The organism is Micrococcus sp. HSID17227, from assembly GCF_003989405.1.
Classification (GTDB): domain Bacteria; phylum Actinomycetota; class Actinomycetes; order Actinomycetales; family Micrococcaceae; genus Micrococcus; species Micrococcus luteus.
The window spans coordinates 1-1,413 of the sequence record NZ_RBLN01000395.1 but is presented as its reverse complement, the minus strand read 5'-3'; the positions used below and the strand labels follow the sequence as shown (position 1 = coordinate 1,413).

Here is a 1,413-nt window from a genome sequence, read left to right as displayed (position 1 = left end):
CCCCCACACGCCGCTCTGCCGAGCTAACCACCACTCACCCAACCCCACCCTCCCCTACCCTCCCCTAACCCCAACCCCCCCCCCTCCTCCCCCTCTCTCTCTCTGTCCCTTCCTCTCTCCCCTCCCCCCCTCCATCCCCTTTTTCCCCCCCCTCGGCCACGGCGCGCAGCACCGCGTCCGTGAGGCGGTCCAGAGCCGCGGTCCCGGCCGTCCAGCGCTGCCAGTGCAGGTGCACGTCGGCCGCGCCGAGGGCCGGGATCGGCTCGAGGTCGGGGTGCCGGCCCTCGAGCACGCCCGGCGGGATCTGCACCGAGGGGAGCATGCCCCAGCCCAGCCCGAGCTCCACCGCCCGCAGATACGCGTGCACGGACGGCACGAGGTGGGTCGGCGGGTCGGCCACGGGCCGGCCGCGGGTGACGCGGCGCAGCACCGTGTGCTGCAGGCCGTCACGGGGGCCGTAGTCCACGATCGGCAGCGAGCCGAAGTCCACCCGGCCCCGCGCGTCGCGGTGCAGCTCCAGCAGGAAGGACGCGCACACCGCGTGATAGCGCATCGTGCCCAGCGGGGTGGAGGTGCACCCGGCCACGGGCGTGGGGTCGTCCGTCACGGCGGCCACCACCGCACCGTCCCGCAGCAGGACGGCGGTGTGCTCCTGGTCCTCGGACTGCATCTGCAGGACGACGTCGTCCCACGTCGCCGCCTCGCGCAGCACGGGCTCCCACCACGTGTCGAGGGAGTCCGCGTTGAGGGCCACGCGCAGCGGCACGCGGCCGCCGTCGCCCCGGCCGAGTGCGGCGAGCGCCTCGTCCTCGAGTGCGAGGGTCTGCCGGGCGAGGCGGAGCATGCGCTCTCCGGCCGCGGTCGGCCGGACGGGGACGGTGCGGGCCAGGAGCACCTGGCCCACCTGCCGCTCCAGGGCCTTGATCCGCTGCGAGAAGGCCGAGCCGGAGATCCGCAGGGAGTCCGCGGCGGCGTCGAAGGTGCCGTGGTCGACGGCCGCGACGAGTGCGCGCAGGTGGTCGGAGTTCATGCGGTCCAGGGTAGGGGTGGCCATGAAGGATGTCTTCAGATCCTGAAGAAGATCGCGATGGCACGGACGTGGGACGGCTCCTATCCTCGCTCGGTGACCATCTTCGCCACCGGATTCCTGACCTACCTCGCCCTCATCGTCGCCATCGGCGCGCAGACCCTGTTCCTGCTGCGCCAGATCGTCCGACGCGACCGCGTGTGGACCGTCCTGACCGTGTGCTTCGTGGCCGATGTGGCGCTGCTCGTGCTCGGCGCCGGCGGCGTGGGCGTGGTGGCCGAACGCTGGCCGTGGCTCGTGCCCGCGCTGACCGTGGCCGGCGTGGTCTACCTCCTCGCGTTCGCCGTGGGCGCGCTGCGCTCCGCCTGGCGCGGGGACCGGACCCT

General features: G+C 73.5%; 2 protein-coding genes. One reads left to right on the top strand and one right to left on the bottom strand.

Going from position 1 to position 1,413, the window contains the following annotated elements:
* Nucleotides 1-64: 64 nt before the first annotated feature.
* Nucleotides 65-1,054 (bottom strand): ArgP/LysG family DNA-binding transcriptional regulator, encoded by a 990-nt coding sequence (locus D8M29_RS12175; protein ID WP_238693418.1) that lies wholly within the window; start codon nucleotides 1,052-1,054, stop codon nucleotides 65-67.
* A 69-nt stretch (nucleotides 1,055-1,123) separates the two neighbouring features.
* Here D8M29_RS12175 and D8M29_RS12170 point away from each other — a divergent pair.
* Nucleotides 1,124-1,413 (top strand): LysE family transporter (locus D8M29_RS12170; protein WP_238693417.1); only part of this gene is annotated, 290 nt, incomplete at its 3' end.

Excerpts from the sequence above, each read along its gene's own strand:
- D8M29_RS12175 (WP_238693418.1), bottom strand. The coding sequence starts at position 1,054 with ATGGCCACCCCTACCCTGGACCGCATGAACTCCGACCACCTGCGCGCA.